This is a genomic window from Arthrobacter sp. TJ-58 (genome assembly GCF_058269295.1).
In genome coordinates this window covers 526928-553294 of the sequence record NZ_JBZCNM010000002.1, presented here as the reverse complement: position 1 = coordinate 553294, position 26367 = coordinate 526928, and the positions used below count along the sequence as shown (strand labels likewise).

The window sequence follows — 26367 nt, the reverse complement described above, 5'->3', positions numbered from 1 at the left end:
GCACTTTCGTCCGCTGAGGGCGCAGGAGCTGTGACCAGGGCGATACCCGGAGCGGAACCGGACCGGCCGCGGGCCTGCACCGCCGGAGTCAGCGCCGCCGTCGCCCGCCCACGGCACCCAGGAGCAGCCCCAGCACCAGCAGCACTGCGGAGCCGAGCATGAAGGGAATGGTCCACGCCTGCAGGCTGCCCGAAGCTTCGGACGCAAAACCGGCGGCGAATGTTTCGGCGAGCGCACTGGCGTAGGCCGGGCGCTCGGCCAGCGACGGAAGACTGCCGGCGGCAAACCAGAGCGCTCCCCCCGCGAGCAGTGCACCCGTTCCCATCCAGGCCAGGGCCGAACCGCGGCGCCGGGCTGCCAGGAGCGACAGCACCGCGGCCACGCCGGCTCCCAAAGCCAGATAGGGCCAGGCCTTGGCGGCATTGACCGCCAGCTGAATATCATCGCGCTGGTCCGCTCCGCCCAGTTCAATCAGGGACTGCTCCGGCGCCGGAATATCAATCCCGGTTCCGCCGCCGAGCTCCTGCGACACGAGCCCGACCACCGGGGCGAGGTCCAGCGTGACTCCGCCGTCGCCGTCGAACGTCTGGGCCTGCGAGCGCCGCAGCGTCTCATCCCAGGCCTCGGGGTAGCCGGGCATCGACTGCACTCCCTGCACCGCGCTGGTGATCAGGGGCTCCACAAAGGAAGCGACGGCGTCGGGCAGCTGGATGCTCTGCGCCACCTGCGAGCCGATCTCCTCCGAGAGGTCCTGCTGAAAGGCTGCGTCCGTGCCCAGCGGCTGGCCCAGGGCAACAAACCCGTCTTCAGACACGACGCTGTCCGCCAGCCAGGCCGAACACAGCGCCGCCGCTGCCAGCAGGATGGCAACCAAACCCAGGATGGCCGAGCCGAATGTGCGCATCTGTTGTTTCCTCACTCGAGTTCCGGAACCACCGATGGGGGCGGCACCTGATAGACATTAACTTATGCAAGACCCCATAGACCGACCCGGTCCCGACGAGCCCGCCGTTCCGACGAGCCTGCCGAAGACTGCCGCGGAAACCAGTCCCGAGAATCCGTGGCCGCTGCAGCTGCTCTCACGGAACCTCAAAAGCTACATCGACCGCGCCCCCGCCACCTGGGTGGAGGGGCAGATTATCGAGCTGAACAAGCGCGCCAATGCCTCCTACATCACGCTGCGCGACGTCGATGCAGAGATCTCGCTGTCCCTGACCGTTTGGAGCACGGTCATGAACCGGCTGGAGCTGCCGCTGGAACGCGGCGCCCGGGTGGTAGCCCAGGTCAAACCGGATTTCTGGGTCAAGACCGGGCGGCTCTCCATGCAGACCCGGGACATCCGTCCGGTGGGCGTCGGCGATCTCCTGGCCCGGATTGAACGGCTGCGCCAGTCACTGGCCGCGGAGGGACTGTTCCGCGAAGACCGGAAGCTGCCGCTGCCGCTGCTGCCCGGACGCATCGGGCTCATCACCGGCCGCAACTCCGACGCCATGAAGGACGTCATGCGCAATGCTGCGCTCCGCTGGCCCGCCGTGGCCTTCGAAGTGCGTGAAGTGGCAGTGCAGGGCGTCAACGCGGTGGCGGAAGTTACCCGGGCGCTGGCACAGCTGGACGCCATGCCGGAAGTTGACGTCATTGTCATTGCCCGAGGCGGCGGCTCCCTGGAGGATCTGCTGCCGTTCAGCCATGAGGATCTGGTCCGTGCCGTTTCGGCCGCAGGCACGCCGGTGGTCAGCGCCATTGGACACGAAGCGGACCGCCCGCTGCTGGACGAGGTTGCGGACCTTCGGGCTTCCACACCCACTGATGCGGCCAAGCGGATTGTTCCCGATGTCGGCGAGGAACTGCAGCGCATCGGCGCAGCCCGCGCCCAGCTGCGCCGCATCGTGGAACTGACAGTCGGCCGTGAAACGGAACGTTTGAACCACATCCGTTCCCGGCCGGTGATGGCTGCTCCCCAAACCATGATCGATGTGCGCGCCCAGGAAGTCTCCCGGCTCCGGGAGCGCGCCCTGTCCTTCATGAGCTCCGAAGTGCGGCGGGACACCGACCGCATTTCCTATCTCCGCGCCCAGGTGCGCGCCCTGTCGCCGCAGAACACCCTGGACCGCGGCTACGCCGTCGTGCAGCTGGCAGACGGCGCCGTGGTCCGGGAAGCGGCAGCCGTACCGGAAGCAGCGCACCTGCGCATCCGGGTTGCCGTAGGCGAGCTGGCGGCCACCGCCGCAGCTCCCGCATCCTCAGCGCCGGAACCCTCAACGAACACCACGCCAACAGAAGGAAACACCCCATGAGCCCCGCAGCAAACGAAGCAGCAGCAATCCCCGCGGACATCGAAGCCATGAGCTATGAACAGGCCCGGGACGAACTCGTGTCAGTGGTGGGCCGGCTGGAAACAGGCGGCGCGTCGCTGGAGGAATCCCTGGCCCTGTGGGAGCGCGGCGAGCAGCTGGCCACCCGCTGCGAGTCCTGGCTGGAAGGCGCCCGCCGCCGCCTGGACGCCGCCCGGGAGCAGGCCAACGGGGAGTAGACCTACTGCTTGTAGGTGCTAAGGAACTCCGCGAGCCGGACCATGGCGTCCTCGATGTCGTCCACGTTGGGCAGGGTCACCATCCGGAAGTGGTCCGGCCGCACCCAGTTGAAGGCTGTGCCCACGGAGATCAGGATTTTCTGCTGCTTGAGCAGGTCCAGCGCAAACTGCTCGTCGCTGGCGATCGGATAGACCTCAGGGTCCAGCTTCGGGAACAGGTACAGGGCGCCCATGGACAGTTCGCAGCTCACACCGGGGATCTCATTGAGCATCTTGTGGGCCAGGTCGCGCTGCGCCTTGAGCCTGCCGCCGGGCAGGATCAAATCGTTGATGCTCTGGTAGCCGCCCAATGCGGTCTGGATGGCGTGCTGCGCGGGAACGTTGGCGCACAGCCGCATGTTGGCGAGCAGGTTGATGCCCTCAATGTAGTCCAGCGCCTCATGCTTGGGTCCGGAGATGGCCATCCAGCCGCTGCGGTAGCCGGCAATCCGGTAGGCCTTGGACAGGCCGCTGAAGGTCAGGCACAGGACCTCTTCGCCGGTGATCGTGGCTGAGTTCACGTGCACGGCGTCGTCGTACAGGATCTTTTCGTAGATTTCGTCCGAGAAGATGATCAGCCCGTGCTTGCGGGCAAGGTCAACGATGGCCTTGATAATGTGTTCCGGATACACCGCTCCGGTGGGGTTGTTGGGGTTGATGAGCACAATGCCCTTGGTGCGGTCGGTGATCTTGGACTCAAGGTCCTCGACGTCCGGCCACCAGTGCTGGTCTTCGTCGCAGAGGTAGTGCACGGCGGTGCCGCCGGCCAGGGAAACCGACGCGGTCCACAGCGGATAGTCAGGTGCGGGCACCAGGATCTCGTCGCCGTTGTTCAGCAGGGCCTGCAGTGAGAGCGTGATGAGTTCGCTGACCCCGTTGCCGAGGTAAACGTCGTCGACGTCGATATTCTGGATGCCGCGGCTCTGGTAGTACTGCACGACGGCGGTGCGGGCGGAGAAGATGCCGCGGGAGTCGCTGTAGCCCTGGGCCTTGGGGAGGTGGCGCATCATGTCCACCAAGATCGCTTCGGGCGCCTCGAAACCGAAGGGCGCCGGGTTGCCGATATTCAGCTTCAGGATCCGCTGCCCGGCCGCTTCCATACGCTGTGCATGCTCCAGCAGCGGCCCACGGATGTCATAGAGAACGTTATGGAGCTTGTGGGACTGCTTGAATTCGGCCATGAAAACATGGTGCCACAGGCAGGGACCCCTCCCCGCACGTGTGAAGCGGAAAGGGGTCCCTGCGACTCGGTTATCCGAAACCGGTTACTGCGGCGGCCCGGGCTGCCTACGGTCCGTCTAGGACTGGACGAAGCCCTTCTCTACCAGCCACATCTGGGCCGCTTCGCTGGGATCCAGCTTCTGGTCACCGCTGACTTCCTGGTTCAGCTGGATGAGGTCCTCGGTGGTCAGCTGTGCTGACACCTTATTGAGCACCTCGGCGGCTTCATCAGTGATCACCGCGGAAGAGCCGAGCGGAACCACCTGCTGGGCAGGCCAGTTCTGCTTGGGATCTTCCAGGACCACCAGATCATTCTCCGCAATCGCCGGTGTGGTGGTGAAGATGTCCGCCACCTGCACATCGTCCTTGAGCAGGGCATCGACGGTCAGCGGTCCCCCGCCGTCGCCGATGGGCGTGAACTCCTTGAACTCGCAGCCGTACTTGTCCTTGAGCCCGGCCAGCCCCTGGGCGCGCTCCGCGAATTCCGCCGGTGCGGCGAGGGTGAGCTGGTCGCACACCTTGGCCAGGTCCTCGATGCTCTCCAGATCGTATTTCTCCGCCGTGGCCTTGGTGACCACCATTGCGTCCTTGTCCTCCGCATCGGAGGGTTCCAGGATCTCCAGCCCCTCGGGCAGAGCCGCCGGCAGGGCGTCAACAATCTCACCGGCGTCCACAAGTTCGGTGTCCGGGTCCACGCCGACCAGCAGCGCGCCCGTGTACTCCGGAATCAGGTTGATGGACCCGTCCTGCAGTGCCGGCAGGTATACCTCGCGCGAACCGATGCTGAGCTTGGTCTCCGCGGGGATGCCGGCGCCGTTCAGGGCACCTGCATAAATTTCGGCGAGGGTCTCGGACTCGGGGAAGTCGGCGGAGCCCACCACAATGGTGGCGGCGGCGGCACCGGATGCTGCGCTCTCCGACGGCGATTCCGAGGCCAGGGGGTCCCCGCCTCCGCCGCTGCAGCCGGCCAGGGCGAGGGCGGTCAGAGTGAAGCCTCCGGCCAGGACCGTCAGGCCCTTGGGCCGGGAGTTCCGGCGCTTGTGCTGCATCATTGTTTTCCTCCTTGTGAGCCGGCGGCGGCAGATCCGCCGCCGGTCGGTATGGTTGCTGTCCCGGCGGCTGCATCCGCCGCGGAGACGCGGCCTTCCTGCAGTCCGGGCGAAATCAAAAGGCGTGCGGCCAACGCAATCACGCCGTCCACGGCAAGCGCCAGTGCAGCGATGATGACCGCTCCGCCAAAAACGCGTCCGTAATCGGCCAGTGCGACGCCGTCAATCAGGTACCGTCCCAGCCCGCCGAGGTTGATGGTTGCCACCACGGCCACTGTGGCCACCACCTGGAGGGTGGCTCCGCGCAGCCCGCCGAAGAGCACTTTCAGTCCGTTGGGGATTTCCACCTTGAACAGGACCTGCAGCTCGGTCATGCCCATGCTGCGGGCCGAGTCCACAATGCTGCGGTCCACGGAGGCAATGCCGGAATAGGTTCCCGCAAGCAGCGGCGGAACGGCCAGCAGGACCAGAGCCCAGATGGGCGGCATCAGGCCCAGACCGGCCAAGAGGACAAAAAGGGTCAGCATGCCCAGGGTTGGCAGGGCACGCAGCAGTCCGGACGCCGTCACGACGGCGAGCTGGCCGCGGCCGGTGTGGCCGATGTACAGGCCGATCGGCACGGAGATCACCACAGCGATCAGCAGGGTCAGGCCGGTGTACCCCAGATGTTCCAGGGTGCGCATCGGGATGCCGGCCGCGCCGGTCCAGTTGGCGGGGTCGGTCAGCCACTCCCAGCCCTGGCCCAGGGCGTTGGTGGAGGTGTATTGGGTGCGGGGAATGTTCAGGGCCACGGGTTATGCCCCCTTCAGTGCGGCGTCCGGGGCGGCCGGCGTGCCGTGTGCCGCGGCGGTTCCGGTGCTGCCGTCGGTGTCCGCGGCCGCCGAGCGGCGGTTCTTCCGCTTGCCCCGTCCGCCCGCCGCGCTGCCGCCGGTGTTTCCCGCGCGCAGCCAGGGGGTCAGCGCCCGCTGGAGCAGGACAAAGACCAGGTCCATGAGGAAAGCCAGGACCAGGGTGGCAATGATGCCCACCATGATCTCGGTGATGAAGTAGCGCCGCAGTCCGTCCCGGAAGAAGAAGCCCAGGTTTTCCACTCCGATCAGTGCCCCCACGCTGACCATGGAGATGTTGCTGACGGAGACCACACGCAGGCCGGCAATCAGCACCGGCACCGACAGCGGCAGGTCCACGGTCAGGAAACGCCGCAGCGGCCGGTAGCCCATGGCCACGGCGGCCTGCCGCACGCCGTCGTCCACTGAGTCGAAGGCATCCACCGCCACCCGCAGCATCAGCGCCACGGCGTAGATGGTCAGGGCAATGATGATGTTGCTGATGTCCAGGATGCGGGTGCCCAGGATGGCCGGCAGGGTGACGAAGAGCGCCAGGGACGGAATGGTGTAGAGCAGCGATCCGGTGGCGAGCACGGCCCCGCGCAGGCGTTTGTTTCTGCGGACCAGGGCGGCGAGGGGCACAGCGATGATGATGCCCAGGACCAGCGGAACGATCGACTGGTACAGGTGCAGCCCGGTCAGCCGGAACACCTGGTCAGTGTGGGCGAGAAACCACTCCATCTCAGCCCGCGCTCCGCTGCAGCCGGGCCGCCTCGATCCGGGCCAGCACCTCAGCGGGACGGATGGCACCGATTACCCGGTTGTCACCGTCCACGGCGACACCCAGGCCCGCGGGCGAGGACAGGGCGGCGTCAAGGGCCTGGCGCAGGTTTCGGCCTTCCCGGTACAGCGATCCGCCCGGGACCAGCTGCGCCGGTGTGGTGATTTGCGCCCGGCGGGAGGCGGGTACCCAGCCCAGCGGCCGCCCGCCGTCGTCCACTGCGAGCGCCCAGTCCCCCTCCACAGCCACGGAGGGATCGGCCAGCCGGGCGGGATCCAGCAGCTGGATGGGATGCAGCGGCACTCCCTGCCCCGTCTGGAAGGAGAGATGCCGGAAGCCCCGGTCACGGCCGACAAAGCCCGCCACGAAGTCGTCCACGGGGGCGCGCAGGATTTCCTCAGGGGCCGCGTACTGGGCCAGCCGTCCGCCCACGGCAAAAACGGCCACCTTGTCTCCCAGAATGGTCGCTTCATCAATGTCGTGGGTGACAAAGACGATGGTCTTGGCCAGGTCCCGCTGCAGCCGCAGCAATTCCTGCTGCAGCTCCGCCCGGACCACCGGGTCCACCGCGCTGAAGGGTTCATCCATCAGCAGCACCGGCGGATCGGCCGCCAGTGCGCGTGCCACTCCCACGCGCTGCTGCTGTCCGCCGGAGAGCTGGGCCGGGTACCGCCCGCCCATCGAGGAGGCCAGCCCGACGACGTCGAGCAGTTCCGCCGCGCGCGCCCGGGCGCTGGCCTTGGACTGCCCGTTCAGCCGGGGAATCGTGGCGATGTTGTCCAGAACCGTTCGGTGCGGCATCAGGCCGGCGGACTGCATGACGTATCCCATGGAGCGCCGCAATGCAGGGGCCTTGACGCCGCTGACATCCGTGCCGTCCACGGTGATGGAGCCGGCCGTGGGCTCGACCATGCGGTTGATCATGCGCAGCGAGGTGGTCTTCCCGCATCCCGAAGGCCCCACGAAGACCGTGATGGCCCCGCGTTCAATGTCCATGCTGAGGTTTTCGACGGCAGCTGCCGCAGACCCGGCAAAGGATTTGGTGACACCGCGGAAACTGATCATGGGCTGGGCGGCCCGCGGTGCGGGGTCCGGCGGGGTCATGGGGATACCTTCCGTTGGGTTGCGGGGAGTCCTGCGGAGCGAGTGTCCTGCCGTGTGTTCACGGTAGGACACACGGTGGACGCAGTCCAGCAGTTCGTTCTGAGTTCATTCGGAACCGGCGGGCGTCCGGATGGCCATCTCCAGCCCCACCTGTATCAGGGCGGCTTCGCCCAGCTCGGCAACCTGCTCCAGCGGCACCCAGGCCGCCTGGTCCGTGCTGCCGCCGAGTTCGTGGGTCAGCACCCCCGAGGTTACCCGTGCCCGGTAAATAATCCGCAGCGCGTGGAGGAGCCGGGGATGTTCACCGGGGAACCGGTGTTCGGGCGGGATGAAGATGCTGTCCACCCCGAGCAGCTCTTCCAGCTCCACGTCGTAACCGGTTTCCTCGCGGACCTCCCGGATGACGGCGGCGGGAGCGTCTTCGCGCATTTCCAGTCCCCCGCCGGGCAGGGTCCAGCTCGAATAGCCGTGGTCCCTCCAGTGGGACAGGAGGATGCTGCCGTCGCGGATGATGACGGCATAGGCGCCGACGCGCGTGTCGAAATCAGCCACGCTGGATGTCCTGTCCGGCCAGGTACCGTACGCCGTGGACGGGGTCCTGTGCCAGGAACCGGATGCCGGTCAGTCCGGACCGCTCCAGATCCTGCCGCAGGCGCTCCTGCAGCAGCGGCTGGTTCATTCCAAGCCCGCCGCCAACCACCACCGGTCCGTCGATGCCGAGCAGGCGCGCGGTATCCGCAGCCAGCCCGGCCAGGTGGCGTGCCGCGGCCGCCACAATTTCCAGTGCGGCGGCGCTGCCCTGCACGGCAGCAGCAAAGACGACGGATGATTTGGACGCCCAGTACCGCCTGCCGGTTTCGGCGGAGTGAAACAGGGAAATCAGCTCCTCCGGTTCGTCAACCGAGCAGGCGGCAAGCAGCAGGACGGACAGCTCATCGGGTTCCTGTCCGAGGTTGAAGCGGCGCAGGGTGTGGCGCACGGCTTCCCGGCCCACCCAGTAGCCGCTGCCCTCGTCCCCCAGGAGATAGCCCCAGCCGCCCGAGCGTGCCTCTTCGCCTGAGGGGCTCAGTCCCCAAGCCACCGATCCGGTGCCGGCGATCAGGGCAATGCCTGCCGGGCTTTCACCCGCCGCCAGAATGAGCCGCGTGTCGTGGATGACGTCCACCACCGCGCCCGGCACATGCGGGCTGATCAGCGTGCGGAGGGCGGCGGCGTCGTCGTCGGTGTCAATGCCGCCGGAGCCGGCAATGACGCGGTGCACCGTTCCGGCTCCCAGGGAGGCAAAGATTTCCGCCAGGTTGGCCGCTGCCTGCGCCGGGCTCACGTTCTGAACATTGGCGCTGCCGGCCATGGCCTCGGCCGCGGGGACGCCGTCCACCAGGAGCAGCCCGTGGGTCTTGGTTCCGCCGATGTCCAGCCCGATGACTCGGGTGCCGGAACCCGCGGCTGGTTCGCCCCGCAAAATATCCATTTGCCCAGCCTACTTTCCGTCGGCACCGATCGGCACGTCTTAGGCAGCGGTCAGGGGCCGCCCGGTCCTTCCGCAGGATCCGGAGCCAAAGCGGTCAGGCTCCGCGCCGGGCGGCGCGGACGGTCCGGACCAGGGCGAAAATGCACAGGACCATGCAGCTCACGGCAATAGCCGCGGCAAACCAGATGACCGACACCGACAAACCCCAGGCTGCACCGGCAGCACCCAGGCCCAGGACGGGAATCGCGCTGCCCAGGTAGGTAATGACGTACACCGTGCTGATGATCTGCGCGTGCTGGGCGGCCTCAACGCTCGCCGCAACGTCATTGAAGACGGCACGGAACGCCATGCCCTGGCCGAATCCTGCTGCCAGGGACGCAACCACCAGGAGGGGCACGCTGCCCAGGGCGCCGGCGGCCGGGATGAGGGCAACGCCCGTGGCCATCAGGGCCAGGCCGCCCGGAACCACCCAGCGGCCGCGGATGCCGGTGAGCTGGCTGACGGCGGAGGCGGCCAGGGCCAGGGCGGCCAGCAGTCCGATGACGGGCCGTGAGGATGTCCCGGCAATGCCGGCGAAGTACGTCGGCGCCAGGGACAGGTAGAAGCCGAAGACGGCGAAGCTCAGGAATCCGGTGACCGAAGCCATCCAGAACTGGGCCCGGGCCCGGTGGGAAACGGCCAGCCGCCGGGGCCGCAGTGCCTTCAGCGCACGGCCGGGCGGCGGAGCGGCAATGGCGGGACGGGCCTTGATCCGGCACAGGGGAATCAACAGCCCCGCCAGGACGGCGGAATGGATCAGGAACGGCGTGAGCGTGGGCGCGGGAAGCAGCGAGAGCAGGCCGCCGATCACCGGTCCCGCTGCCACTCCCCCGGCAGAAACCATCAGTGTGAAGCGGGTGGCCCATTCCGGACGGTGCGGCAGCAGTTCCCGCAGCGCCGCGGAGCTGGCACCCGTGGCCAGCGCCACCGATGCTCCCTGCAGGGCACGCCCGACAATTAGGGCGCCCATGCCTGTTGCGGTTCCAAACAGCACGCCGCCCACAAGGCTCACGACGCCGGCGAGCACCAGGGCTGCCCGGCGGCCGATGAAGTCGGACCAGTGCCCCACCAGCAGCAGTCCCGCCACCAGGACAATGACATAGGAGGCGAAGGCCACGGTGACACCAAAGGAGGTCAGCCCCAGGCGGTCTCCCAGCAGTGGATAGAGCGGGGTGGCGATATTGGCGCCCACCAGCAGCATGGTCATGACCGCGAGGGTCAGGAGCAGCCGCGGCCGGCGGGCAGCGTCCCATTCGCGGCGTCCGGCCGGAGCCGGCTGCATCCGCAGTTCACTAAGGACTGTCAACGCGCTTTTCCTACCCTTTTTGCTCGGTGCCGATGGCCCATCCATTTGTCACCGCGTGAACGGTTCTGATGGAATTCCCTTTAGGATGGAGCCTGCTGCACCCGATCCGAGCCAAATGTGCCCGATTTTGACGGTTTTGATCAATATCTCCGTTTTCGTTGAGAGGAGATGAGCGCTATGGGCAACCTCGACGCCCTTGACCTGAAGCTGCTGCTGGAACTGGTTCGGGATCCCCGCGCGCAGATTGGCGAGCTCAGTGAAACGCTGGGCATTGCCCGCAACACCACCCAAAGCCACTTAAAGCACCTGGACCGGGCCGGGCTGATCCGCTCGGGCGGACGCGACGTCGACCTGGCCCGCCTGGGATATGACGTCCTCGCCTTCGTGACCCTCGAGGTCTCCCACCGGGAACTGGATACGGTCATTGCGGGACTGCGGACCCTTCCGCAGATCCTTGAGGTGCATGAGATCTCCGGCCGCGGCGACGTCTGGTGCCGCCTCACCGCCACGGACACCCAGCACCTGCAGCAGGCCCTGCGCTCTGTGCTGCGGATCAAGGGGGTCATCCGCAGCGAAACGGTGCTGGCGCTGCACGAACACATCCCGTACCGGACCGAGCCGTTGCTGGAAAAGCTGGCGCCGACCTTCTAGGGCGGCCGCTTATCAGGAACTGCTGCGGCAGCGGCCCAGGAGTTCTTCTGCCGCGGCGAGCGTTTGTTCTGCACCCAGGCGTCCCCGGCCGGCGGCTCCGGCAACCAGTGTCAGTGCGACGGCGCCGGACCGCGAGTAGAGTGCCGCCGGGTCCGTCTGCGCTGCGAACGCTGCAGCGCACCGTTCGGCGGTGCTGCGCAGTGCATGGACACTGGGATTCAACGCGGCAAAAACGAACAGATGCCCGAGGAAACACGCCAAGTCATCCACCCGGTGTCCGGGTCCGAGCCCGTCCAGATCCAGCAGTCCGCTGAGTTCAGGACCGCCGCTGCCGGAAAGGGCCAGCAGGTTTCCACCGTGAAAGTCGCCGTGGACCGGCACCACCGGTCCGGCATCCGCGGCACGGACGGCGGCGTCGGCTTCCCTGGCACCGTTCATGATCCGCTCTGCGCAGGCCGGAAGCACTGCAGCCGAAGCCGCTGCATAATCCAGTACCCGCTCGGACCAGGACGGTCTGCGCGGAAATTCAAGGGCCGCGGCGGGGAGCCCGGCCAGAAGATCCGTCAGGGCGTCCGGATCAAAATCCGCATCATGGACGGAGCTGAGCCGGCGGTGGAGGGACTGGCCGGGCAGCGCGCCCAGCGCCAGGACCGACGTCGATGCGGGATTTTCTCCCGGTGCGATGGCCAGCAACGGCGGAACCGGCAGGCCGGCGGCAGCTGCCACTTCCACACGGCGACGCAGACCCGCGGCCAGATCCGGCTGCGGGACTTTCAGATACACGGTGGATTCTTTGAAGGTCGCCCGGATTACCGCCCGGCGCAGGGGGCGGTAAGCGGCCAGCTCCAGCACGGCGTGCTCGCCGTCCGTTTCTCCGCCGAACAGACCGCGCGCGACGGCGGCGGCATTGGTGGCCCAGGGCAGCCCCGTCAGGACAGGGTCGCGCGGGTGTACCCAGAGCCGCATGTCCGTGTTGCCCACTGCACCCCGCACCGTGTTCCTGCTTTGTTCCGGGGTAAGAGACGCCGTGGTGGCACCGATCTGAAGGCGCACCGGTCCGCCTGCCGCCTGGCCGGCGGAGCCCCGGCGGCGGGGCACGGCCTGCACCCGGTAGAGGGCGCTGACGCCGGCACCCGGCCGGTGATGGGAGCGCAGGTGGGTAAAGGAAAGCGGCACCAGCCCCAGGGGGCGCAGTGCCGCTGTCAGGGGCCCGGACATGTCCGGGCCCTCCAGCCTGGCTTTATGCACAGCTTCCGCGCCGGTCACGACGGTCCGGGCGCTGCGGTTCATGCTGCGGTTCATGCTGTGCGGTTCCTGCCGGTTCGGCGTCGACGCGGTGTTCTAGGCGCGGCGGCGCTGCAGGACATCATCCAGGTTGATCTTGCCGGTCACCGGGGCTGCACCGGGGCGCAGGGGGGTCCGGGCGGTGGACTTGGGCGTCTGCGGCGGGACCAGGGGTGCCGGAACGGGACGCTGTGCCACGGGTGCTTCAACATAGATGGGCTTGGGAACAGCTACGGGTTCCCAAGGCGTGGTGGAGGTTTTGGGCGGGCCTGCGGGACGGTCCGAAGACTTCTTCGCCGAAGCGGCTGCACTCTCAAGAGCGGCGGTGCGAAGTTCCGCCGGAGTCAGCGGGCGGTCCGAAGATCCCGGTGCCGTAATGATCTTCGCTTCGGCGGACGCGCCCTTGCCCGCGGCGGCTTTTGCGCCCGAGTTCTCTCGGTCGAACAGGACCGTTTCCCGCCGCTGCACGGGTTTCTCGGGAACAGGCAGGGGCTCCGGATCGGGCTGCGGCGCGGGCGGCAGCTGCCGGCCCACGCTCATGGCGTCACGGAACGCTGCCTCCACGCGAAGCCGCCGGTCCCGCACGGCCAGGGCGCGCAACGAGGCGACCGCCCCTGCAGCCACGAGCAGGGAGTTCACCGGCAGCCACCATGAGGCAGCACCGAAAACGGCCAGCGGCAGCCCAATGACGACGACGGCGAGGGCCAGGGCGCCGGCGAGGGCCAGGGCGGTCCGGCCGTAGCGGATCGAGAAATCGGAGTGCGGCTGAGCTGTTTCCGGCGTGCCCGCGGCGCCCCGGGCAGCGGGGGCGGAGCCGGTTCCTGTTGCGGGGTGTCCGGGCTGCTGGAAAGAGTCGTTATGCATGGTGTTCCCCTGCTGGGACAGTCCATCGGCGGAGATGGAAGAGCGGATGGCTGTTGACGAGGGAGCCGGCAGGACCGCGGGTGCGGCAGCTGCGGGTGCCGTAGCGGCAGGCGTGCCAGCGGTCTTGGATCGGCGGAAAAAATAGGGGGCAACCCACAGCAGCCAGAGACCAACGGTGACGGCCAGGATCAGGGAGCTGTTAAGAGGGAAGTCCACACCTATGACGGTATGAGAAAGTCCACATCGGACAGCGCATTACTGCCGGTGTGTCGGGCTTCACCGGCAAAAAAGATCCATTTTCCCTTATCGGGACGCCAGCCATCGTTTCAGCAGGCCGTCGGGCACGTCTTCGGTTGTCAGCGCAAAACTTCGGTGGTCCGCCCACTGCCCCGCGATATGCAGGTACCGTTTCCGCAGTCCCTCGTCACGGAAACCCAGCTTTTCAACAACGCGAAGGCTGGCTGCGTTTTCCGGCCTGATGTTGATTTCCATGCGGTGCAGTCCGAGCGACTGAAAACAATGGTCGGTGGCCAGTGCGACTGCCGTCGGTGCGATCCCGCGGCCGGCTCTTGCCTCGTCCACCCAGTAGCCCAGGGTTGCCATGCGGGCAGATCCCCAGACGATGGTCGAGACGGTCAGCTGGCCGGCAATCGCCGGCACCGAACGCAGATCGTCGCGTTCGGTGATGACGAACGGAAGCGCGGAATCCTGACGGGCCTGCTGATTCAGGCTGCGCACCATGCCCGCGTAGGACGGCAGGTCTCCGCCGGGAAGGGGGTTGCTCGCTTCCCAGGGTGCCATCCAGGCGGCATTGCGGCTGCGGAGGCCGGTCCATTCACGCTGGTCGCGGTAGCGGATGGGGCGCAGCCCCACGTCACCGCATTCCAGCGTTACCGGCCAGATGGCCGACCCCCACACAGCATCAGCTTTCGAGAGTCCCGGTGAATTCCTTGAGCCACTCGCGCAGGTCCGGGCCAAGGTCCTCGCGCTCGGAGGCCAGCGACACAACTGCCTTCAGGTAGCTGAGCTTGTCACCGGTGTCGTAGCGGCGGCCGCGGAACACGACGCCGTAAACTCCGGCGCCTTCGCCCTCTTCGCGGGCGGCGAGGGTCTGCAGCGCATCGGTCAGCTGGATTTCTCCGCCGCGGCCGGGGCCGGTGTTCTCCAGCACTTCAAAGACTGACGGATGCAGGACGTAGCGGCCGATGACCGCAAGGTTGGAGGGCGCCTCGTCAACATCGGGCTTTTCCACCAGCTTGTTCACGCGGACGTAATCTTCACCCTCGACCACGGAGATGTCGGCGCAGCCGTAGGCGCTGATCTGGGAGGGCTCAACTTCGATCAGTGCGATGACCGAGCCGCCGGTCTTGGCCTGGACCTCCACCATTTTCGTCAGAAGTTCGTCACGGGCGTCGATCAGGTCATCACCGAGCAGTACGGCAAATGGTTCGTTGCCCACGTGAAGCTTGGCACGCAGCACTGCGTGGCCCAGACCCTTGGGGTCGCCCTGGCGCAGGTAGTGGATTTCTCCCAGTTCGGAAGCCGCCCGGACCATGGCCAGCTTTTCAAGGTCGCCCTTGTCTTCCAGCGTTTTTTCGATGAAGGGAACGCGGTCAAAATGATCTTCCAGCGAACGCTTGTTGCGGCCGGTGATCATCAGGATGTCCGACATACCGGAATTTACCGCTTCTTCCACCACATACTGGATGGCGGGTTTATCAACTACCGGCAGCATTTCCTTCGGCATGGCTTTAGTTGCCGGCAGAAAACGGGTACCCAACCCGGCTGCGGGAATTACGGCTTTGGTTACGGTGGCGCGAGAAGTCATGTCCGTAAGAGTACATAAGCACGGCCCCTTTTTCCCAAATGCCCGTCATTTGGCAAGGGCCATTTGCGACAATGGACACATGATTGGCTCTGCTGTTCCCAAGGACGTTGCCCGGACCGCCTACCGCAGGCGCCGCCGGGAGCTTCCCGCTGACGTCCCGCCGGCTGCCGGCCGCGCACTTGCCGCCCGGGCGTTCAGCGCCATGGCGGATATTGTTCCTTCTTCGGCCACCGTTGCCGCGTATCTCTCGGCGGGACGGGAACCGGACACTGCGCCGCTGCTGACAGGGCTGCATGAGCGCGGATACGACGTCGTCGTGCCCGTCTGCGAGCCGGACCGGATGCTCTCCTGGTGCCGGTGGACACCCGGGGTGCCTCTTGTGCCGGGGTTGTTCCCATCCGTTCCCGAACCTGCCGGACCGCGCCTGCCGGTGGAGGATCTTCCAGACCTGAGACTTCTCCTCGTTCCCGCCCTGGCCGTCGACCGGGACGGAGTGCGGCTGGGGAAGGGCGGCGGCTACTACGACCGTTTCCTGGCGGAACTGCGGTCGGCCGGCAATTCGATTCCCGCGGTGGCTGTGGTCTATGACTCCGAATTTGCTCCCGCAGGGTCCTGGATCTCCGATTCCCTGGATCAGCCCGTCACCGGCGTGTTGACCCCCTCACAGTGGACGGAGCTCCCGGCACCCCCGGTGTATAGTTAGCACTCAAGGCCACCGAGTGCCAGCTGCCGTTTCCGACGGGCCAGCCCGGCCGGGGGCCTGACATCTTGGTTCTCAGGAGGAGTAAGTAACAGTGCCTACGTATGCCTATGCCTGCAAGGACTGCGGTCACGCTTTTGACATCCAGCAGTCCTTTACCGATGACACCCTGACGGTGTGCCCTGCCTGCAGCGGCAACCTGCGCAAGAAATTCAACAGCGTAGGCGTGGTCTTCAAGGGGTCCGGTTTCTACCGCACCGATTCGCGCGACGCGAAGAACTCGGTTCCCGCGGCCCCTTCCAAGACGGACTCATCTCCCGCCTCCGCCCCTGCCAAGGCATCTTCAGGTTCGGACTCTTCAGCTTCCTCCTCTGCAGCAGGCGCATCGGCCGGGGCCGGTTCCTCCGCCTCCTAGGTACCTCGATCGATAGCCCTCCTCCCCACCGGACGTCCGGGGAGGGGCCATCCACAATTCCCCGGGGCAGTCTTCGCCCGGCGTGCATCCGACCTACGGTCGGAGGGTGCATCCATATCCAGCGGTAACTTCCCGCTCTGCTTCCAGCCTTATGCTCCGTCTGCGGCGGTTCATGCTGCGTAGGCGGCGTCTGCTTGTCGCCCTGACGTGCTGCGCTGCAGCCGGAGTTGCCGTCCAGTCGCTGCTGCCTCCGGAGTCCGGCGGCCATGCGTTGGTGGTCTCCGCCGCGGATCTGCCCGCGGGTGCAGTGCTCACCGCCGGGGACCTCCGCACGGTCGCGGTGCCCGAGGCAGCCGTCCCGCCGGATTCCTTTACCTCGCCCGATCAGGCTGCCGGCCGGCGGCTGGCCACTCCCCTAACCCGCGGCAGTCCGCTGATGCAGACATCCCTGGTGGGAACCGGACTCCTGACCGGAGCTCCGCCCGGGACAGTTGCGGTGTCCGTCCGCCCCGCAGATCCGGCCATGGCGCGGTTGCTCTCTCCGGGGCAGCTGGTGGACGTGGTGGCGGGCAGTTCGGACGGCCAAGTATCCGCAGATCCCGTTCTTTTGGCCTCCGCTGTGCCGGTGCTGTGGACTGCGGCCGACGGCGCTTCGGCCTGGCCGGGATCTGCTGAAACCGGTGCCCTGGTGGTGCTGGCAGCAGCCCCCGCGCAGGCTGCCGCCCTGGCGGCGGCATCGGGGACCGGCCAGGTCCATCTCATACTGACCGGCGGCTAGTTCCCTGGCTTAGCCCCAGTGCGGGGGACGCTGTTCCAGAAGCCAGGAATCCCGATCTTCCGGTGCGTCCCCCCATACGCGGGGATCATCTTCGGCCGCCTTCACCTTCGGGACCGCCCGTTCAGCGGAAGGCTTGCCGGCAGCCGCCGGAGGCGTCTCCCGGTTTGCCTTCTCGCTGACGGTTCCTCCGCTGGCGCGGCGGTGCGGCTTCCTCGGCGTCACGGCCGGTGCGCCTCCTGTGCAGGGCCTTCCGAACCGTTAGCCTGCGCGGGCTGGGCTGAATCCGCAGTCCTTGCCTTCGCCCGGGTGCTGCCGTGAGGAGCTGAGCGAAGGCTGCCGCGGCGCGCAAGTGAGCCGCTCACCGAGGTGCCCCCGGTTCGGGCGGACCTTCCGTCATTTTCACGGGGAGCGGGCAGGTTCAGATAGCGTCCCACCAGGTCGGCGCAGGCGGACGGGTCGCTGAAGACCTCTATGGTCCACAGCGGCATGTAGCGCCACCCCATCCGTTCCAGCAGCTGCGGCCGCAGCCGGCTGCGTTCACGCACACTCATGGTCCGGTAATGCTCCGTGCCGTCAGACTCAATGGCCATGGGCACGGTCGGTTCACCGTCAGCGTTGCTGCGGTCAACCGTGGCCACAATGTCGATGGTTCCCTGATAGTGGTCCCAGACTTTGGCGCCGCGGGCGCGCAGCCGCTCCACCAGATCTGCCACCAGGGCATCTTCATCCATGATTCCGCCCGCGCCGTCGGACCTGCGGGAAGCGGAATCCGCTGCCGCGCTGCTGCGCCGGGCGGTGTTTGCTGCGGATGAATCCAGTTCACGGCTGATGAGCTCGTAGAAGTCCAGAGCACCGTAGCCCAACCGTGTTTTGTCCAGATCCTCAGGCCGGAAGCAGGTCAGGACGTGCATCCTGCTGCGTGCGCGGGTCATGGCGGTGAGGAACTTTCCACGCCCGTGGGACGAGGAGAGAGGACCGAAAGTGTGCAGCGCGCGGCCGTGCGGGGTGCGGCCGAAACCAAGCGAGAAGATCACGCTGTCCCGAACCAGCCCCGCTGCCCGGTCCACCGGAACCACACGGAAGGATTCCTTGCCCGGGGTGAAGAAGTCCGAGGCCCACGGGAAGTTGGCCATTTGGACTCGGATTGCTTCGGCAACCCGTACGGCGTGCCGCGGGCTTGCCGTAACCACGGCAAGTGACTCGTGGGGGCGGCGGCGGATGTGCTCGAACACCAGGTCAACCACTCGGTTCACTTCGGCCGCGACGCTTTCCACGCCTTCATGCTCCGAACTGGGCATGCCGGTGCCGTCCGCAAGATATTCGACAACCAGCGAGCGTTCGTTGGAGGAAATGTCGGAGCCGCGCGGAACAGTGGTCAGCCGGCCGTCGTAAAAACTGCGGCTCAGCTGGTTCAGCAGCGCACGGTCCGTACCGCGGTAGACAGTGGACAGGGTGCGGGTGGGAAGGATCTTGGTCAGGGCTTCAAAAATACTCACCATGTCCTGCTGCACCGCGGCTGCCGGTACGGGCTCCACGCCGATCGTGAAAGGACGCGGGCCGCCAAGCTGTCCGTCGCCGAACGCCACCACCTGCGCGGCACGCGCCAGGGCGGGAACAGCGGCCTGCAGGGAGGTGGACTCGGCGTCGAGCACCAGGACTGCGTCAAAGGACCAGTTGCCGGGCAGGACCATCGGCAGGACCAGCGGGCTGGCGGTCCAGACCGGCAGCAGCGAAGAAACCAGTTCCGGGGACTGCGTGCACAGGTCCGCCAGCGTCAGCGGACCGTTCTTGATGGCGTCACGCAGGATCGTGGCATCGGATTCCGATGCCTTGACGCCGCGGCGCCAGCGGTCAGCCAGGGAAGACCGGACCCGTGAACTGCCGGAGGCAATATGGGCGTTGTCTGCCAGCCGGTATTCGGCTTCCAGACGGCGCAGGCTGTCACCATCGGACATGGCGAGGTAGTCGTCGCCGCTGATCATGGCTTCAAGGGCAGACTGCCACCAGGCCAGTTCCAGCTCATAACCCACCTGGCGGGCCTCTACTTCACGGGCTTCAAGGTCGTCAAGCAGTTCGCCCAGGCCCTGGTCCCGCATTTCGTCCAGCAGCAGGGTGCGTTCCGGCAGCGTTTCCAGTGTCTCGCGGTCCCCGGCCAAAGCATCGAGCTGCTTCTCCAGCTCATCCAGGGGCAGCTCCGCGAGGTCCGGCTTGTTCGGGGTTCCCTCGAGGATGCCGGTGAGGGTGTCCAGCTGGTCCTTGACGGTGATGTAGGACCGGTTGATGTCCGCCAGTCCTGTAGGCACTGACGGATGGCGCTGGGTAGTGGCGTACCGTGCCCATACCGCGCGCTGCTGCTGGACCTCAACGAGGGAGGAATGCAGGTCCGAAATGTGCACGCCGGGACGGATGTATTCCTTGGCCACGCGCCGGAGCCGGGAGCGGGTCATGGAGCTCATGTCCACGGCGCGTTCGCGGCGCCAGGATGAAGAAGCTGTGGCGGAAATCAGGTCGCTCACCGGGCGGTCAAAGATATCCGGGGTGAACTTGTCCAGGCTTTCACGCACGGCGACCATCAGTTCAAGCTGCTCGCCCCACTGGGAAAAGGTTTCCCCCAGCCGGATCTGTGAGTGCTCGGCAACAGCCAGCACCTGCGCGCGGAGCTCGGGAAGGTCCTTGGCCAGGCTCTGGGTCAACTCGAAGGCTTCTTCGGTTTCCTTGCGGTTGAGCAGTTTGGCGCCGAACCAGGGGCTGCTGGTGGCTGCACGGCTGAAGCTTCCCAGCTCGGCGGCCCGGCGGAGCCGGCCGGTCAGCTCGGTGCGGTCAGTGATGCTGTCCAGCACACTCCGCTTCAGCCGGACAGGCGTGGCCGGTGCCGGGGACATGGAGGTGAGCTCCGCCAGGGACTGCATGGCCTGGTAGGGCGAGCAGCCCCAGCGGTCGCGGACGTTGTGAAGGGACTTCACATGGTCGCGCAGCTGATGCCGGTTGGAGACCAGGACCCGGTGCAGGCTCTCCAGCTCGGGAGCTGTGGACTTCTCGTTCCGGACAATGGCCCTCACCAGCTGGTCCTTGATCTGCTGCTCGGTCAAACCGGCGTTGAGCTGCAGGACCGCGGATCCCAGGTGGAGGGAATCAAGCTCGGAGACAAACTGGTTCAGTGTTCCCCGGCGTTCGGCAACCACAAGCACGGACTTGCCGGCATGCATCAGCGCGGCAGCGGCGTTGAGGGCAGTCTGCGTCTGGCCCGTCCCGGGAGGCGATGAGACCACCATGGACTGGCCGTCCAGGATCAGGTCCAGGACGTCCTGCTGCTCGCTGTCAGCGTCCAGGATCAGCAGCTCATCCGCGGGAAGCCGGTCGTCAAGGGGCGGGAGTCCGGGGTCCGTCATTTCCGGGATGGAGGGAGTCTTGCCGCGGGCAGCATCCATGAGCGCGCGCAGGATGGGGTGCGCCGGATCCAGGGCGCTGTCCTCGGCCAAATCCGAGAGGTCGGCGAAGGTGGACACCAGCAGCTGGTGTTCAATGTTGATGCCCCGGACACCCTCCGTGACAGCCCGCAGTTTCTCCAGCACGGGATGCGGATCAAGGCGCGCGGTGCCGTAGGCCAGGCGGGCCAGGGCTTCCGCATCGAGGTCCAGGTTCTGCTCGTACTGCAGGTGGCGGACAAATGCCGGGTTCAGGGCTGCCTTGTCCGTCAGCTGAAGCTCATAGTCGTCCTGGGACGGGTGTACGGTCAGTGAAATCGGAGTCAGCAGCACCGGAGCAGTGAGCGACTCGGGGCGGACGGCGTCGTCCGCGGCGTAGCGCCAGGAGGCCGTACCTGCAGCCAGATAGCCGACGTCGATCCCCCGGTCCGTGCCGAGTTCGTAGATTTTTGCGCGCAGGAGGCGCCCGGCCTTCATGGCCGCTCCGTACTGCTCCGAGTCACGCAGCAGGGTGGACAGCCGCGTGCGGCGTCCTGCCAGCAGCTGGGCCAGCCCTGAGGGATGCGCATGAGTCAGGTCGATGCTGTTGGACGCTGACGGGGTGAAGTGAAGCAACGTGTCCGATCCGGCATGCTGTCCCAGTTGTCCCAGCCACGGCAGCAGGAAGTCCGAGGCGTTGTCCCCGGGATTCTGCTCAGACACTGATGCCCTCTTTTCTGCACTTCCGCGCGACGATCTTGACCAAATTGGCATACCTTCCAAACTATCGCTTTTTGCCGGGTTTGCCCGACATAGCAACGCGGGGGACAGCCTGTTCGGCTGTCCCCCGCGGTCAATCTACTCCCACTCGATGGTTCCCGGCGGCTTGGAGGTGACGTCCAGAACCACTCGGTTGATCCCGTCGACTTCATTGGTGATGCGGTTGGAGATGCGTGCCAGCAGGTCGTACGGCAGGCGTGACCAGTCAGCGGTCATCGCGTCCTCGCTGGACACCGGACGCAGGACGATCGGATGGCCGTAGGTCCGGCCGTCACCCTGGACGCCCACGCTGCGGACATCTGCCAGCAGGACAACGGGCATCTGCCACACGTCATTGTCCAGGCCGGCTGCGGTGAGCTCGGCGCGGGCGATGGCGTCGGCGCGGCGCAGCAGATCCAGGCGTTCCTGGTTGACCTCGCCGATGATGCGGATACCCAGGCCCGGGCCGGGGAAGGGCTGACGTCCGACGATTTCCGCCGGCAGGCCCAACTCGCGGCCCACGGCGCGGACCTCGTCCTTGAACAGGGCGCGCAGCGGTTCCACCAGCTCGAACTTCAGGTCTTCGGGCAGGCCGCCCACGTTGTGGTGGCTCTTGATGTTGGCTGCACCCTCGCCGCCGCCGGATTCGACGACGTCCGGGTACAGGGTGCCCTGGACCAGGAAGCGGATGGGTTCACCGGTTGCTTCTGCCTCGGCCATAATGGCGCGTTCAGCTTCTTCGAACGCACGGATGAACTCACGGCCAATAATCTTGCGCTTGGTTTCGGGGTCCGTGACGCCGGCCAGGGCTTCCAGGAAGCGCTGCTGCTCATTGGCGACGTAGAGGTTGACACCGGTGGATGCCACGAAGTCGCGTTCCACCTGCTCGGCTTCGCCTTCGCGCAGCAGGCCGTGGTCCACGAAGACGCAGGTCAGCTGGTCGCCGACGGCGCGCTGTACCAGTGCTGCTGCCACGGCGGAGTCGACGCCGCCGGAGAGTCCGCAGATCACCCGGGCGCTGCCCACCTGCTCGCGGATCTTTTCGACCTGCTCTTCGACAATGTTCCCCGTGGTCCAGCTGCGGTCCAGTCCTGCACCCTTGAAGAGGAAGTTCTCCAGGACGGACTGGCCGTGCACGGAGTGCTTAACCTCGGGGTGCCACTGGACGCCGTAGAGACGCTTCTCTTCGTTTGCAATTGCGGCAACCGGAGCGCCGGCGGTGGTGGCCAGGACGTCGAATCCGGGAGGGGCTTCCTGGACGCTGTCACCGTGGCTCATCCAGGTGTTCTGGTGCTCGGGGGTGCCTTCGAGGATGGAGCGGGCGCCGCCCACCACTGTGGCGTCGGTGGAGCCGTACTCGCGCAGGCCTGTCTCGGCGACTTTGCCGCCGAGGACGCTGGCCATGGCCTGGAAGCCGTAGCAGATCCCCAGAACGGGGACACCTGCGTCGAACAGGCCTTCGCTGACAGCAGGTGCACCTTCCGCGTACACGCTGGAGGGGCCGCCGGAAAGAATGATGGCTGCCGGGTTCTTGGCCATGATCTGTTCCGTGGTCCAGGTGTGGGGCACCACCTCGGAATAGACATCTGCATCGCGTACCCGGCGGGCAATGAGCTGTGCGTACTGGGCGCCGAAGTCCACAACTAGGACAGGGCGCTCTTCTATGGGAGGGGTCGCGGAATTAGTCACCCTACAAGGATAGTCTCCGGAGCTTGCAAGCCGCACATCCGCCGGCGGGCTGTGGCGCGCAGCACTCCCGGTTTTTCAGTAGCGCTTAGCGGCTTCGGGGTGTGCAGCCAGCTCGGCGAGGACCTGCTTGTGCGTCCGGGCTTCCACAATGAAGGACAGGAAGGGGACGACACCGCCCAGGGCAATCAGGATGAACTTGGAGAAGGGCCAGCGCATAAGCTGCCACAGGCGGAAGTCGGACAGCAGGTACACCACGTACAGCCAGCCGTGCGCAATCAGGACGCCGGTGAACAGGTTCAGCGGGCCTACGGTGATTTCTTCGATTTTGAGGCCGTACTTGAGGATCATCTCCACGCACAGCAGCAGCAGGAAAACACCCGTGACGTAGGCGAACACCTTGTAAAACGTCAGGGCAGAACGGATCTGCGCGTGGGTGCCGCCGAAACGGCGCTTCTTCCGGCGCGGTTTCCGGGCTGCTGCAGTTGTGGGATCACTCACTTTTGTACCTCACTGGTTGGGGCCGGACGCACGGGCGCGGGGCCCTCATCGTCGTCTTCGTCGTCGTCTTCGTAGTACTCGTCGTCGTCCTCGAGGGAGCTCCGGTAGGCATCCGCCACGAGGCGCCACCACAGGAAAACAGCGAACCCGGCAAAGACAAACCACTCGACGGCATAAAAAATGTTCATCCAGTTTACCGAGGTTTCCTGGGGCTGGGCCGCCACGTCCACGGTGCGCATGCTGCCGGTCGGGACAGCCTCGCCGCCAACGGTGATCTCGTTCGCGGACACAAAGCCGGCATAGCCCGGGGTGTCCCAGACATTGATCAGTTCGGCGCTGGCGAGGCTGGGCAGGATGCCGTCCTCGTCCGGAGCCTGCGGAACCGGGCCTTCGGGCGGGAGAAGGCGTCCGACGACGGCGGCGGCACCGGAGGGGGCCGGCTCAACGTCGTCCGGATCGGCAACCCAGCCGCGGACCACCGGCATGACGGCGTCCTGAGGCGCTCCGTCGACGGCGAAAGCCGTCACCACCCAGTAGCCGGTCTCACCGTCGTACAGCCGCTCGCTGATCAGCACCGTGTCTTCGTCGTTGAAGGATCCGTTCATGGACACCACCTGGTCAGCTGCACTGCCCATCATTTCCACCCCGGGGGTGAAGACATCGGTCAGGGGCCGGACTTCCTCGGTGGTGGAGGCTGCGGGAGGCGGCTCGCTCTCGGCGGTTGAAAACTGCCACTGGCTCAGAAGGACAAATACCGCGGACAGCGCGAGGGCAAAGAGCAGCGCGAGGATCCAGCGGGGTTGCAGGGCAGTTTTCAGCACGCTTTAACCGTACGTCGTAAACGTGCGGAAAACCCAATGCCGGCGCCTTGGCCTCCGCAGCCCTCAGTGGTCAAAGAAGACCAGCGAGGAGTTAATCAGTTCGGCAATGACTTCGGGATCATTGGCCCGGCGGAGTGAATCCCGAAAGGCCGGGCGGAACAAAGACCGCGCCAGGGTGGCCAGGACTTCCAGATGTTCAGAGAACGCACCCGCGGGCGTTGCTATGAGCAGTATCACGGTGGCCGGGCCGTCGGACGCGCCAAAATCGATGCTGTGTCCGTAGCGGGTGATCCCCACGGCAATCGAGGTCTGCAGCACATGTTCACTGCGTGCATGCGGCACGCCGATTCCGCCGGGCAGCCCGGTGGCCATTTGATGTTCCCGGGCGTTTACCTGTTTGAGGAAGGCATCCAGCTCATCGATCCGCCCCTGCTCATACATCTTCTGGGCAAGCTGCGCGGCGGCGTCCGTGCGGTCGGCCGCCTCCATCTCCAGGATCACCATTTCAGGCACCGTCAGCACTGCGTCCCTTTCCTGCAGGGAGAGCTCTGGTTCCACCTCAGCTGAGCGGCGCAATATCGTGGGCCTTCAACCGGGCGGCGTCCGCCGAGATGTCGTCCGGCTGTTCCTGGCTGAGCCGTTCGGCTTCCACCCGTGCCTCGTAATGGGCCACTTCCTGCTGCACCCGCTCGGGCCCCCAGTTCAGGATAGGAGCCATCAGCTCCGCCACGACGGGAGCTGCGGACACTCCGCGGTCCCAGGACTCAATGGAGATGCGGGTGCGGCGGGCCAGCACGTCTTCCACATGGCGGGCCCCCTCGGCGGTGGTGGCGTACACGACTTCCGCGCGCAGGTAGTCGTCGGCTCCCGGCAGGGGCTCCCCCAGCTCAGGGTTCTGGCGGATCAGTTCCAGGACCTCGGTAGCCAGGGAACCGTAGCGGTTCAGCAGGTGCTCCACCCGTGCCACGTGCACCCCGTAGTGCTCTGCGGTGCGGTGCCGGCGGTTCCAGGCGGCCTTGTAGCCCACCGCACCCAACAGCGGGATGGTGGAGGTGCAGCTTTCGGGCACCTTCTCATCCAGGGCGCGGGCCGCCTCGTCCACGGCGTCCTTAGCCATCACGCGGTAGGTGGTCCACTTGCCGCCGGCCACCACCACCAGTCCCGGCACCGGATGCGCCACCACGTGTTCGCGGGACAGTTTGGCCGTGGAATCATTCTCGCCGGCGAGCAGCGGCCGCAGCCCGGCGTACACGCCCTCAACGTCTTCGCGCGTCAGCGGGGTTTTGAGGACCCGGTTCACGTGCTCGAGGATGTAGTCGATGTCCGCTGAGGTGGCCGCGGGATGTGCCTTGTCCAGGTTCCAGTCCGTGTCCGTGGTGCCCACAATCCAGTGCCTGCCCCAGGGAATCACAAAGAGGACGGACTTTTCCGTACGCAGGATCATGCCGACGGTGGACTGGATCCGGTCCCGCGGCACCACCAGGTGCACGCCCTTGGAGGCCCGGACCTTCAGCTGCCCGCGGTCGGTGACCATGGCCTGTGTTTCATCGGTCCATACCCCGGTGGCGTTGACCACCTGGCGGGCGAAGATGTCGAATTCCCGTCCGGACTCGGAGTCCTTGACCCGGGCGCCCACCACGCGTTCGCCTTCGCGCAGGAAATCCACCACGGAGAGCCGGTTGGCCACGGTGGCGCCGTAGTGCGCCGCGGTCCGGACCATGTTCGCCACGTACCGGGCGTCATCCACCTGGGCATCGTAGTAGCGGATGGAGCCGATCATGGCGTCATCCTTGAGGCTGGGCGCGGCCCGGAGCGTGGATTTCTTGCTGAGGTGCTTATGCATGGGCACGCCGCGGGAGTTGCCCGAGGTCAGTCCCATGGTGTCGTACAGCATGATGCCCGCACCCACATAGGGCCGCTCATAGAAGCGGTGTGTCAGGGGGTACAGGAACGGTACGGGCTTGACCAGGTGCGGAGCGATCCGCTGGATCAGGAGCCCGCGTTCCTTGAGTGCCTCCGCCACCAGCGCGAAGTCCAGCATCTCCAGGTACCGCAGTCCGCCGTGGATGAGCTTGGAGGAGCGCGACGACGTGCCCGAGGCCCAGTCCCGGGCCTCCACCATGCCCACCTTGAGCCCGCGGGTCACCGCGTCCAGGGCTGCTCCGGCGCCCACCACGCCGCCGCCCACAATCAGGATGTCCAGTTCCTGGCCTGGCTCTGCAGTGGACCGCAGCGCGGCCAGGGCGTCTTCCCGGTATTCCGGGCTGAGTGCATCTTTGCTCATGGAACAGATTCCTCTCTGGGACCCG

Annotated in this window: 26 protein-coding genes; 6 read left to right on the top strand and 20 right to left on the bottom strand. The window is 66.4% G+C overall.

Annotated features, from left to right (window positions below):
- Window positions 1-88 precede the first annotated feature (88 nt).
- Window positions 89-904, bottom strand: a complete 816-nt coding sequence (locus AC4D2W_RS08820; protein ID WP_490926513.1) for a hypothetical protein — start codon at window positions 902-904, stop codon at window positions 89-91.
- Window positions 905-968: 64 nt separating this feature from the next.
- Here AC4D2W_RS08820 and xseA point away from each other — a divergent pair, with 64 nt between their 5' ends.
- Window positions 969-2294, top strand: coding sequence for an exodeoxyribonuclease VII large subunit (gene xseA, locus AC4D2W_RS08815; RefSeq protein WP_490926512.1), 1326 nt, complete (start codon window positions 969-971; stop codon window positions 2292-2294).
- The gene (locus AC4D2W_RS08810) at window positions 2291-2530 is read left to right on the top strand and encodes an exodeoxyribonuclease VII small subunit (RefSeq protein WP_490926511.1); all 240 of its coding nucleotides are present in this window, start codon (window positions 2291-2293) and stop codon (window positions 2528-2530) included. The genes xseA and AC4D2W_RS08810 overlap by 4 nt, the downstream gene beginning before the upstream one ends.
- A 2-nt stretch (window positions 2531-2532) precedes the next feature.
- On the opposite strand, the gene AC4D2W_RS08805 is transcribed toward AC4D2W_RS08810, so the two are convergent.
- The 8 genes from AC4D2W_RS08805 to AC4D2W_RS08770 form a co-directional block, all read right to left on the bottom strand.
- A complete protein-coding gene (locus AC4D2W_RS08805) occupies window positions 2533-3750 on the bottom strand; it encodes a pyridoxal phosphate-dependent aminotransferase (protein ID WP_490926510.1) in 1218 nt (405 codons plus the stop codon).
- Window positions 3751-3867: 117 nt separating this feature from the next.
- Window positions 3868-4842, bottom strand: a complete 975-nt coding sequence (locus AC4D2W_RS08800) for an ABC transporter substrate-binding protein (protein WP_490926509.1) — start codon at window positions 4840-4842, stop codon at window positions 3868-3870.
- Window positions 4839-5630 carry an ABC transporter permease gene (locus tag AC4D2W_RS08795; RefSeq protein WP_490926508.1) on the bottom strand — a complete coding sequence of 264 codons (792 nt, stop codon included), beginning with the start codon at window positions 5628-5630 and terminating at the stop codon, window positions 4839-4841. Before AC4D2W_RS08795 ends, AC4D2W_RS08800 begins: the two co-directional genes overlap by 4 nt.
- Window positions 5631-5633: 3 nt before the next feature.
- The gene (locus AC4D2W_RS08790; RefSeq protein ID WP_490926507.1) at window positions 5634-6407 is read right to left on the bottom strand and encodes an ABC transporter permease; all 774 of its coding nucleotides are present in this window, start codon (window positions 6405-6407) and stop codon (window positions 5634-5636) included.
- Between the two features lies 1 nt (window position 6408).
- Window positions 6409-7551 (bottom strand): ABC transporter ATP-binding protein, encoded by a 1143-nt coding sequence (locus AC4D2W_RS08785; RefSeq protein WP_490926506.1) that lies wholly within the window; start codon window positions 7549-7551, stop codon window positions 6409-6411.
- A 105-nt stretch (window positions 7552-7656) separates the two neighbouring features.
- Window positions 7657-8103, bottom strand: coding sequence for an NUDIX domain-containing protein (locus AC4D2W_RS08780; RefSeq protein WP_490926505.1), 447 nt, complete (start codon window positions 8101-8103; stop codon window positions 7657-7659).
- Window positions 8096-9022: an N-acetylglucosamine kinase gene (locus AC4D2W_RS08775; RefSeq protein WP_490926504.1), complete on the bottom strand. Its 927-nt coding sequence runs from the start codon at window positions 9020-9022 to the stop codon at window positions 8096-8098. The genes AC4D2W_RS08780 and AC4D2W_RS08775 overlap by 8 nt, the downstream gene beginning before the upstream one ends.
- Window positions 9023-9116: 94 nt before the next feature.
- Complete coding sequence (locus tag AC4D2W_RS08770) at window positions 9117-10367, bottom strand: MFS transporter (protein WP_490926503.1); 1251 nt, start codon at window positions 10365-10367, stop codon at window positions 9117-9119.
- 177 nt (window positions 10368-10544) lie between these two features.
- Here AC4D2W_RS08770 and AC4D2W_RS08765 point away from each other — a divergent pair, with 177 nt between their 5' ends.
- On the top strand, window positions 10545-11018 hold the full coding sequence (locus tag AC4D2W_RS08765) for an Lrp/AsnC family transcriptional regulator (RefSeq protein ID WP_490926502.1): 474 nt from the start codon (window positions 10545-10547) through the stop codon (window positions 11016-11018).
- A gap of 12 nt (window positions 11019-11030) precedes the next feature.
- On the opposite strand, the gene AC4D2W_RS08760 is transcribed toward AC4D2W_RS08765, so the two are convergent.
- The 4 genes from AC4D2W_RS08760 to galU all read right to left on the bottom strand — a co-directional run bounded on the left by AC4D2W_RS08760 (window position 11031) and on the right by galU (window position 14994).
- Entirely contained in the window at window positions 11031-12320 is a 1290-nt protein-coding gene (locus AC4D2W_RS08760; protein ID WP_490926501.1) for a phosphotransferase, read from the bottom strand.
- Between the two features lie 39 nt (window positions 12321-12359).
- On the bottom strand, window positions 12360-13382 hold the full coding sequence (locus tag AC4D2W_RS08755) for a hypothetical protein (RefSeq protein ID WP_490926500.1): 1023 nt from the start codon (window positions 13380-13382) through the stop codon (window positions 12360-12362).
- Between the two features lie 87 nt (window positions 13383-13469).
- The gene (locus tag AC4D2W_RS08750; protein ID WP_490926499.1) at window positions 13470-14084 is read right to left on the bottom strand and encodes a GNAT family N-acetyltransferase; all 615 of its coding nucleotides are present in this window, start codon (window positions 14082-14084) and stop codon (window positions 13470-13472) included.
- Window positions 14085-14088: 4 nt separating this feature from the next.
- A complete protein-coding gene (gene galU, locus AC4D2W_RS08745; protein WP_490926498.1) occupies window positions 14089-14994 on the bottom strand; it encodes a UTP--glucose-1-phosphate uridylyltransferase GalU in 906 nt (301 codons plus the stop codon).
- 79 nt (window positions 14995-15073) lie between these two features.
- Between galU and AC4D2W_RS08740 the strand changes: the two genes are divergently transcribed.
- The 3 genes from AC4D2W_RS08740 to cpaB all read left to right on the top strand — a co-directional run bounded on the left by AC4D2W_RS08740 (window position 15074) and on the right by cpaB (window position 16887).
- Entirely contained in the window at window positions 15074-15697 is a 624-nt protein-coding gene (locus AC4D2W_RS08740) for a 5-formyltetrahydrofolate cyclo-ligase (protein WP_490926497.1), read from the top strand.
- A gap of 91 nt (window positions 15698-15788) precedes the next feature.
- Window positions 15789-16109: an FmdB family zinc ribbon protein gene (locus AC4D2W_RS08735; RefSeq protein ID WP_490926496.1), complete on the top strand. Its 321-nt coding sequence runs from the start codon at window positions 15789-15791 to the stop codon at window positions 16107-16109.
- Between the two features lie 172 nt (window positions 16110-16281).
- Complete coding sequence (gene cpaB / locus AC4D2W_RS08730) at window positions 16282-16887, top strand: Flp pilus assembly protein CpaB (protein ID WP_490926495.1); 606 nt, start codon at window positions 16282-16284, stop codon at window positions 16885-16887.
- A gap of 9 nt (window positions 16888-16896) precedes the next feature.
- On the opposite strand, the gene AC4D2W_RS08725 is transcribed toward cpaB, so the two are convergent.
- The 7 genes from AC4D2W_RS08725 to AC4D2W_RS08695 form a co-directional block, all read right to left on the bottom strand.
- Window positions 16897-17109 carry a hypothetical protein gene (locus AC4D2W_RS08725; protein WP_490926494.1) on the bottom strand — a complete coding sequence of 71 codons (213 nt, stop codon included), beginning with the start codon at window positions 17107-17109 and terminating at the stop codon, window positions 16897-16899.
- A complete protein-coding gene (locus tag AC4D2W_RS08720) occupies window positions 17106-21014 on the bottom strand; it encodes an AAA family ATPase (RefSeq protein WP_490926493.1) in 3909 nt (1302 codons plus the stop codon). Before AC4D2W_RS08720 ends, AC4D2W_RS08725 begins: the two co-directional genes overlap by 4 nt.
- 135 nt (window positions 21015-21149) lie before the next feature.
- Window positions 21150-22739, bottom strand: coding sequence for a glutamine-hydrolyzing GMP synthase (gene guaA, locus AC4D2W_RS08715; protein WP_490926492.1), 1590 nt, complete (start codon window positions 22737-22739; stop codon window positions 21150-21152).
- Window positions 22740-22814: 75 nt separating this feature from the next.
- Entirely contained in the window at window positions 22815-23237 is a 423-nt protein-coding gene (locus AC4D2W_RS08710; protein WP_490926491.1) for a DUF3817 domain-containing protein, read from the bottom strand.
- Window positions 23234-24058, bottom strand: coding sequence for an SURF1 family protein (locus AC4D2W_RS08705; protein WP_490926490.1), 825 nt, complete (start codon window positions 24056-24058; stop codon window positions 23234-23236). The genes AC4D2W_RS08710 and AC4D2W_RS08705 overlap by 4 nt, the downstream gene beginning before the upstream one ends.
- 63 nt (window positions 24059-24121) lie before the next feature.
- Window positions 24122-24562, bottom strand: coding sequence for a PTS sugar transporter subunit IIA (locus AC4D2W_RS08700; RefSeq protein ID WP_490926823.1), 441 nt, complete (start codon window positions 24560-24562; stop codon window positions 24122-24124).
- Window positions 24563-24617: 55 nt separating this feature from the next.
- Entirely contained in the window at window positions 24618-26342 is a 1725-nt protein-coding gene (locus AC4D2W_RS08695; protein ID WP_490926489.1) for a glycerol-3-phosphate dehydrogenase/oxidase, read from the bottom strand.
- Between the last annotated feature and the right edge of the window lie 25 nt (window positions 26343-26367).

Excerpts from the sequence above, each read along its gene's own strand:
- AC4D2W_RS08820 (WP_490926513.1), bottom strand. The coding sequence starts at position 904 with ATGCGCACATTCGGCTCGGCCATCCTGGGTTTGGTTGCCATCCTGCTG.
- xseA (WP_490926512.1), top strand. The coding sequence starts at position 969 with ATGCAAGACCCCATAGACCGACCCGGTCCCGACGAGCCCGCCGTTCCG.
- AC4D2W_RS08810 (WP_490926511.1), top strand. The coding sequence starts at position 2,291 with ATGAGCCCCGCAGCAAACGAAGCAGCAGCAATCCCCGCGGACATCGAA.
- AC4D2W_RS08805 (WP_490926510.1), bottom strand. The coding sequence starts at position 3,750 with ATGGCCGAATTCAAGCAGTCCCACAAGCTCCATAACGTTCTCTATGAC.
- AC4D2W_RS08800 (WP_490926509.1), bottom strand. The coding sequence starts at position 4,842 with ATGATGCAGCACAAGCGCCGGAACTCCCGGCCCAAGGGCCTGACGGTC.
- AC4D2W_RS08790 (WP_490926507.1), bottom strand. The coding sequence starts at position 6,407 with ATGGAGTGGTTTCTCGCCCACACTGACCAGGTGTTCCGGCTGACCGGG.
- AC4D2W_RS08785 (WP_490926506.1), bottom strand. The coding sequence starts at position 7,551 with ATGACCCCGCCGGACCCCGCACCGCGGGCCGCCCAGCCCATGATCAGT.
- AC4D2W_RS08775 (WP_490926504.1), bottom strand. The coding sequence starts at position 9,022 with ATGGATATTTTGCGGGGCGAACCAGCCGCGGGTTCCGGCACCCGAGTC.
- AC4D2W_RS08765 (WP_490926502.1), top strand. The coding sequence starts at position 10,545 with ATGGGCAACCTCGACGCCCTTGACCTGAAGCTGCTGCTGGAACTGGTT.
- AC4D2W_RS08760 (WP_490926501.1), bottom strand. The coding sequence starts at position 12,320 with ATGAACCGCAGCATGAACCGCAGCGCCCGGACCGTCGTGACCGGCGCG.
- galU (WP_490926498.1), bottom strand. The coding sequence starts at position 14,994 with ATGACTTCTCGCGCCACCGTAACCAAAGCCGTAATTCCCGCAGCCGGG.
- AC4D2W_RS08740 (WP_490926497.1), top strand. The coding sequence starts at position 15,074 with ATGATTGGCTCTGCTGTTCCCAAGGACGTTGCCCGGACCGCCTACCGC.
- cpaB (WP_490926495.1), top strand. The coding sequence starts at position 16,282 with ATGCTGCGTAGGCGGCGTCTGCTTGTCGCCCTGACGTGCTGCGCTGCA.
- AC4D2W_RS08700 (WP_490926823.1), bottom strand. The coding sequence starts at position 24,562 with ATGGTGATCCTGGAGATGGAGGCGGCCGACCGCACGGACGCCGCCGCG.
- AC4D2W_RS08695 (WP_490926489.1), bottom strand. The coding sequence starts at position 26,342 with ATGAGCAAAGATGCACTCAGCCCGGAATACCGGGAAGACGCCCTGGCC.